This window comes from Micromonospora sp. NPDC023966, assembly GCF_040639095.1.
In the GTDB taxonomy this organism is placed as follows: domain Bacteria; phylum Actinomycetota; class Actinomycetes; order Mycobacteriales; family Micromonosporaceae; genus Micromonospora.
Genome location: NZ_JBEZZJ010000077.1, coordinates 1 through 4,927 on the forward strand (window position 1 = coordinate 1; position 4,927 = coordinate 4,927).

General features: G+C 73.1%; 8 protein-coding genes. 5 read left to right on the forward strand and 3 right to left on the reverse strand.

The window, feature by feature from the left end; genetic code table 11:
* The first annotated feature begins 237 nt into the window (after positions 1-237).
* Genes AB0F68_RS35080 through AB0F68_RS35090 form a run of 3 tightly spaced genes read left to right on the forward strand, consistent with a single transcriptional unit; the run spans position 238 to position 1,438 of the window.
* Entirely contained in the window at positions 238-726 is a 489-nt protein-coding gene (locus AB0F68_RS35080; RefSeq protein ID WP_357346168.1) for a hypothetical protein, read from the forward strand.
* Positions 723-1,259: a pyridoxal-dependent decarboxylase gene (locus tag AB0F68_RS35085; protein WP_357346170.1), complete on the forward strand. Its 537-nt coding sequence runs from the start codon at positions 723-725 to the stop codon at positions 1,257-1,259. The genes AB0F68_RS35080 and AB0F68_RS35085 overlap by 4 nt, the downstream gene beginning before the upstream one ends.
* Positions 1,256-1,438 carry a hypothetical protein gene (locus AB0F68_RS35090; protein WP_357346172.1) on the forward strand — a complete coding sequence of 61 codons (183 nt, stop codon included), beginning with the start codon at positions 1,256-1,258 and terminating at the stop codon, positions 1,436-1,438. Before AB0F68_RS35085 ends, AB0F68_RS35090 begins: the two co-directional genes overlap by 4 nt.
* A 61-nt stretch (positions 1,439-1,499) precedes the next feature.
* On the opposite strand, the gene AB0F68_RS35095 is transcribed toward AB0F68_RS35090, so the two are convergent.
* Positions 1,500-1,889 (reverse strand): hypothetical protein, encoded by a 390-nt coding sequence (locus tag AB0F68_RS35095; RefSeq protein ID WP_357346174.1) that lies wholly within the window; start codon positions 1,887-1,889, stop codon positions 1,500-1,502.
* Positions 1,890-1,929: 40 nt separating this feature from the next.
* Positions 1,930-2,589, reverse strand: coding sequence for a hypothetical protein (locus AB0F68_RS35100; protein ID WP_357346176.1), 660 nt, complete (start codon positions 2,587-2,589; stop codon positions 1,930-1,932).
* Here AB0F68_RS35100 and AB0F68_RS35105 point away from each other — a divergent pair.
* A complete protein-coding gene (locus AB0F68_RS35105; RefSeq protein WP_357346182.1) occupies positions 2,588-2,782 on the forward strand; it encodes a hypothetical protein in 195 nt (64 codons plus the stop codon). The two genes, AB0F68_RS35100 and AB0F68_RS35105, sit on opposite strands and share 2 nt — an antisense overlap.
* A 15-nt stretch (positions 2,783-2,797) precedes the next feature.
* Here AB0F68_RS35105 and AB0F68_RS35110 read toward each other — a convergent pair whose 3' ends face one another.
* Positions 2,798-3,166, reverse strand: a complete 369-nt coding sequence (locus AB0F68_RS35110) for an ArsC/Spx/MgsR family protein (protein ID WP_357346178.1) — start codon at positions 3,164-3,166, stop codon at positions 2,798-2,800.
* A 79-nt stretch (positions 3,167-3,245) separates the two neighbouring features.
* Here AB0F68_RS35110 and AB0F68_RS35115 point away from each other — a divergent pair, with 79 nt between their 5' ends.
* Entirely contained in the window at positions 3,246-3,971 is a 726-nt protein-coding gene (locus AB0F68_RS35115) for a hypothetical protein (protein ID WP_357346180.1), read from the forward strand.
* Positions 3,972-4,927: the final 956 nt, after the last annotated feature.

A 4,927-nucleotide genomic window follows, 5' to 3' on the forward strand; every position in this document is an offset into this window, starting at 1 on the left:
CGCAACGCGATACGAGCCGTGCGGTGAACGGCCGGCGGCATACCAGGATCCCGACGACGAGGCACAACCACACCCAACACCACCAGTACGACAAACTCCCCGGCACCCGACCCGGCGAACGTTTGCGGTCACCGCACTAGCTGGAATTCGCCCGGTCGATGATTTCACTGAGTGCAGGCGTTATCAACTGTGCGCAAGCATTCCCCGGTTCCGTCGGGACGATGAGGGAGCGTCGTGTTGTCAGCCGACCCAGGCCGTGACGGTCCGGTCAGCCGTCCCGAGGAACTCCTCGCCGAGCTCGACGCGGTCCGCTCGGCCGCGGCGGCCGGCCGGGAGACGCACGTGGGCTTCCCGGTCGCCACCGACATCGACTACCGCCCGCTGGCGCCGCTGTTCGGCTCGTTGCTGAACAACATCGGCGACCCGTGGACCGACCCGGCCGGCGCCAACCACACCAAACGGTACGAGCGGGAGGTGCTGGACTGGTTCGCGGACCTGTTCCAGGCCCCGGTCGACGACCGCTGGGGCTACCTCACCTCCGGCGGCACCGCGGGCAACCCTTACGCCCTCTACCTGGCCCGGGCCCGGTTCCCGGGGGCGCTGGTCTACCACTCCGCCGAGGCCCACTACTCGCTGCCCAAGTGCGTCGACATCCTCGGTCTGGACTCGGTGGTGGTCCGCACCGACGAGCGCGGCGAGATGGACTACGACGACCTGGCCCGATGATCGACCGGCACCGGGACCGGCCGGCGGTCGTGGTGGCCACCTGCGGCACCACCATGACGGAGGCGGCCGACGACGTGCCGCGGATCCGGCGCCTGCTCGCCCGCACGCCGGTCCGCCACCACCTGCACGTCGACGGCGCGCTCGCCGGGGTTCCGCTGGCCCTGGCCGACGACCGGAGCACGCTGCGGCTGGACACGACCATGGACAGCATCGCCATCTCCGGCTACAAGTTCCTCGGCACCCCGGTGCCGTGCGGGGCGGTGCTGACCCGCCGCACCCTCCAGCAGCAGCTCGCCGGGTCCCCGAACTACACCGGCACGGTGGACACTACGATCAGCGGCTCGCGCAGCGGCCACCCGGCGCTGCTGCTCTGGTACGCGATCCGCAGCCTCGGCCACGACGGCCTCCGGGAGCGCGCCGAGCGGGCCCGCGAGCTGGCCGCGTACGCGGTGGAGCGGCTCAACCCGGTGGGCCGGCCTGGCGGCACGAGCACGCCTTCACCGTGGTCTTTCCCACCCCGCCGCCGGCCGTGACGGCGAAGTGCGTGCTGGCCAGCAGCGCCGGTCGCAGCCACCTGATCTGCATGCCGGGCGTCACCCGGGAGGCCGTCGACGCCTTCGTGGCCGGCGTGGCCGGCGTGGCCGGCGTGGCCGGCGGCGCGCTGCTCGACGCGCTGCCTCGGCGCCGGGCGCCGCGGGCCCTGGTTCGCTGAGCCGCCGGCTTCCCCGCCGGGATGGCCGAGTTCCGCGCCGAGGGGCGCGGCGATCGCCAGTTCAGGCGGTGCGGATGACGGTGCAGATGGCCGGGCCGTCGTCGGTGGCCCGGAGCAGGTAGCGGTAGCGCTCGCCGGGCACCGCCCGGCCCTGGCTGTCCAGGAACTCCCAGCGCACCGCCACCTCGGTGAGCAGCGCGGAGACCTGCTGTACGTCCTCGATCTGCGCGTTGGCCGCGACCAGTTCCCGCTCCTGGTAGTCGGGGGCGGCGCCGACGAAGCTGAGCGCCACGGCCGCCGGCGAGGTGAACGAGAAGCTGTAGGTGTCGGCGACCACCAGCCCCGGCAGCGCGTAGCAGCCGGCGATGGCGGGCACGTCGGCGGTGGTCAGCGCCACGCCGTACCGGTCAAAGAAGTCGGTGAGCGTGTCGAGGTCCGTGGAAGCCGTCACGCCGCTCTCCATTACCGGACGGCGGGCGCGGCAAACCTGGTCAGCGGGGCGGGATGCTCACCTCGATCTCCGCCCCGAGCTGGGCGCCGCCCGTGAGGTCGAGGTCGTCGCCGCTCCAGAACCGGCCCGGGTCGTACCAATTGGGCCGGCGGCCGGCGGGCAGCAACCCCATCGCCTCGTAGGTCACCGCCACCACCTCCGCGCAGTACGCGGTCTCCAGCGCCCGGTCGCGGACCGGCACGCCGCCGCCGTCGTCCATGGAGGGGCCGAGGCGCAGGTTCGGCACCCGGCCGCGGGCCCAGCGCCAGGCGAGCTGCGCGGTGGACGGGAACGGGGTGCCGTCGAGGCGAGCCACGGTCCGCAGCACCGCCTCCTCCATCGCCGTGTCCGCCGACGGTTCGAGCTGGCGCAGCCACGCCCGCTGGCCGTAGCGGTTGGCCCAGACGCAGACCGCGTCCCGCAGGTCGTGCAGTTGCACGCCGCGCTGGTGGGCGCCGGTCCACATGTCCGGCAGGGAGCGGCCCAACTCGGCGTGCCACATCAGCGGCGGCATGTCGTCGAGCACCACCGCCATGCCCACGTGGTTGACTGGGCTGTTCGTAGTGAGCTGGATGGCGCGGTCCGGCACGCTGCGCCCGCGGAAGACCCAGAGGTCGCCGGTCCGGGTCAGCTCCACCGCCTCGTCCAGGCTGATGCTCATGGAGGACTACCCTATGCCGAAGCGGCAACGGATGCGGTGGTGGAAACTGCTCGGACTGGCCGGCCTCGCCGGGGTCGCGGCGACCGGCGTGGTGGTGGCCCGGGCCGAGCGGCGGCGCCGCGCGTACACCCCGGAGGAGATCCGGGACCGGCTGCGCGAGCGGCACGCGAAGGCCGGCGACCGCCCCTCCTGACCGACCACCGCGGGGTCACCGGTCGGCGCGGCGCACCGCTTCGTCCAGGGCCTCGGGGGTACGACCGACCAGCGCGCTGCCGTCGTCCAGCAGCAGGATCGGGCGCTGGATGAGCTCGGGGTGCGCGACCATTGCGGCGATCCAGCGCGGCTCCGTCGCATCGTCGCGGGGCCAGTTCGCCATGCCCAGCGCGGCCGCGGCCGGCTCGCCGGTGCGGCAGATCTCCCAGGCCCGGGCGTCCAGCCGGAGCAGCACCTCGGCCAACTCCTCCGCGCTCGGCGGCTCCGTCAGGTACGCCCGCAGCCGGTAGGGCACCCGTGCCTCGTCCAGCGAGGCCCGGGCGGTGGCGCACTTCGAGCAGGACGGGTTGTTCCAGATCTCCATGCCCGACATGGTGGCACGCCCACAGTGGAGGCCCTGACGGGGCAGCGAAGACCGGGCGGCCTCACCTACGATGAGCCACATGCAAAACAGTTTCTGGGAGACACAGTTTGTTCTCGACCCGCCGCCGGCCCCGGTCGAGCGGCACGGCGACGTGGACCTCTACCTGCCGGCGGGCGACGGCCCCCGGCCCGCGGTCGTCCTGGTGCACGGCGGCCCACTGCCACCCGGTGCCCCCGACCCTCGGGAGTGGCTGCTCTACCAGGGCTACGGCGCGCTCCTCGCCGAGCAGGGCGTACTCGCCGCCATGCCCCGACTCCCCCTGCACACCCCCGGCGACCTGCCGGCCGCCGCCGCCCACCTCGCCGGCACGGCCGACCTGCTGCGGGCCGACCCACGCGTCGACCCCGACCGGCTGGCGCTCTGGTTCTTCTCCGGCAGCGGCCTGCTGCTGGCCGACTGGCTGCGCGACCCGCCCCCGTGGCTGCGCGGCCTCGCCGCGACGTACCCGCTGCTCGCACCCCTGCCCGGCTGGCCGGTCGACCCGCGCTTCCACCCAATCGACGCACTCGACCAGGCCGGCGACCCGCCGCCGCTCGTGCTCACCCTGGCTGGCCGGGAACGCCCGGAGATCGCCGCCACGAGCGAGGCGTTCACCGCCGCAGCGGCGCGTCGGGGGACGCCGGTGCGGATCGTGGCGGTACCGGAGGGCCGGCACGGCTTCGACGCCCTGGACCACACCGAGGAGTCCCGCACCGCCGTCCGCACCGCCCGCGATGCCCTCCTCTCCCTTCTCACCACCCCCTGACCCACGGCCCCGGTGGAACACCATGTACGTCTCCGCGCACCGGTGACCTCCATGGCGTTCCACCCACGCGCCCCGACGCTCCCCCGCGCCCCAGCTCGATGCCTTTCGGCCAGCGGCGGCCGCTGGACGACGGTCTCCGGTTGAATCTTGGACAGTTTCCGTTCGCTGCTAACGGAAACGGTCCAAGATCCGGGTGTCCGTCACCGGGCGACGTGCGGTTTGGGGGCTCGATGAGCTGCCCAAGCACCCGCCTGTCCGGTTTGTGGGGTGGTTGGCGGCACTCTCCCAGCGCCGGCGCGTTCGTGGTGCCCGGACTGGCCGGCCTGGGATCCGTTGGATGCGCCCGGGTTAGCACCGGCCTGTGCGGCCTGGGGCGGATGTCGGGTTCGAGGTGGTCCGATGGTGGGGTCGGTGTCCGGGTTCGGCCGGTCGTGTCGGGTGGTCGGCGCCACCGTCGGGGCGGAATCATGCCGGGGGCGGGGTCGTTGAACATGGCAGACCGCGCAGCACCCCGCCCCTTCCGAGGGTGAGGCGGCTCCGGGTCGGAATGGCCGGCCCCCACCGGTCGTTACATCCCCCGGACCCCGCACCACCGGGTCCACCGCACCGGGTCAGCCGAGGGAATGACCTCCCAGCCCCGGGTCGTATATCCCCCGGCGCGCACGACCGGTCCAAGCCGGTGAGCCAGGGAATCACCCCCGGCCCCGGGTCGTTACATCCCCCGGGACGTCGGATCAGGCCGTGGGAATCGCTTCCCCGCCGCCGACGGTTACACCCCCGGACCGCCCGAGCAGGTCACCCCCTGATCGCCGGGCGTCTTCAAAGACTTATCTGGCAGCACGCGCACTTGCGTGTGCTGCTCACCCCCGACAGAGAGGCACTCATCATGCGTACCGATCTGCTGCGTAACACCGTTCTGACCGCCGCTGGTGTCGCCGCGACCGCCGGTGGGATCG

Excerpts from the sequence above, each read along its gene's own strand:
- AB0F68_RS35115 (WP_357346180.1), top strand. The coding sequence starts at position 3,246 with ATGCAAAACAGTTTCTGGGAGACACAGTTTGTTCTCGACCCGCCGCCG.
- AB0F68_RS35085 (WP_357346170.1), top strand. The coding sequence starts at position 723 with ATGATCGACCGGCACCGGGACCGGCCGGCGGTCGTGGTGGCCACCTGC.
- AB0F68_RS35110 (WP_357346178.1), bottom strand. The coding sequence starts at position 3,166 with ATGGAGATCTGGAACAACCCGTCCTGCTCGAAGTGCGCCACCGCCCGG.
- AB0F68_RS35100 (WP_357346176.1), bottom strand. The coding sequence starts at position 2,589 with ATGAGCATCAGCCTGGACGAGGCGGTGGAGCTGACCCGGACCGGCGAC.
- AB0F68_RS35105 (WP_357346182.1), top strand. The coding sequence starts at position 2,588 with ATGGAGGACTACCCTATGCCGAAGCGGCAACGGATGCGGTGGTGGAAA.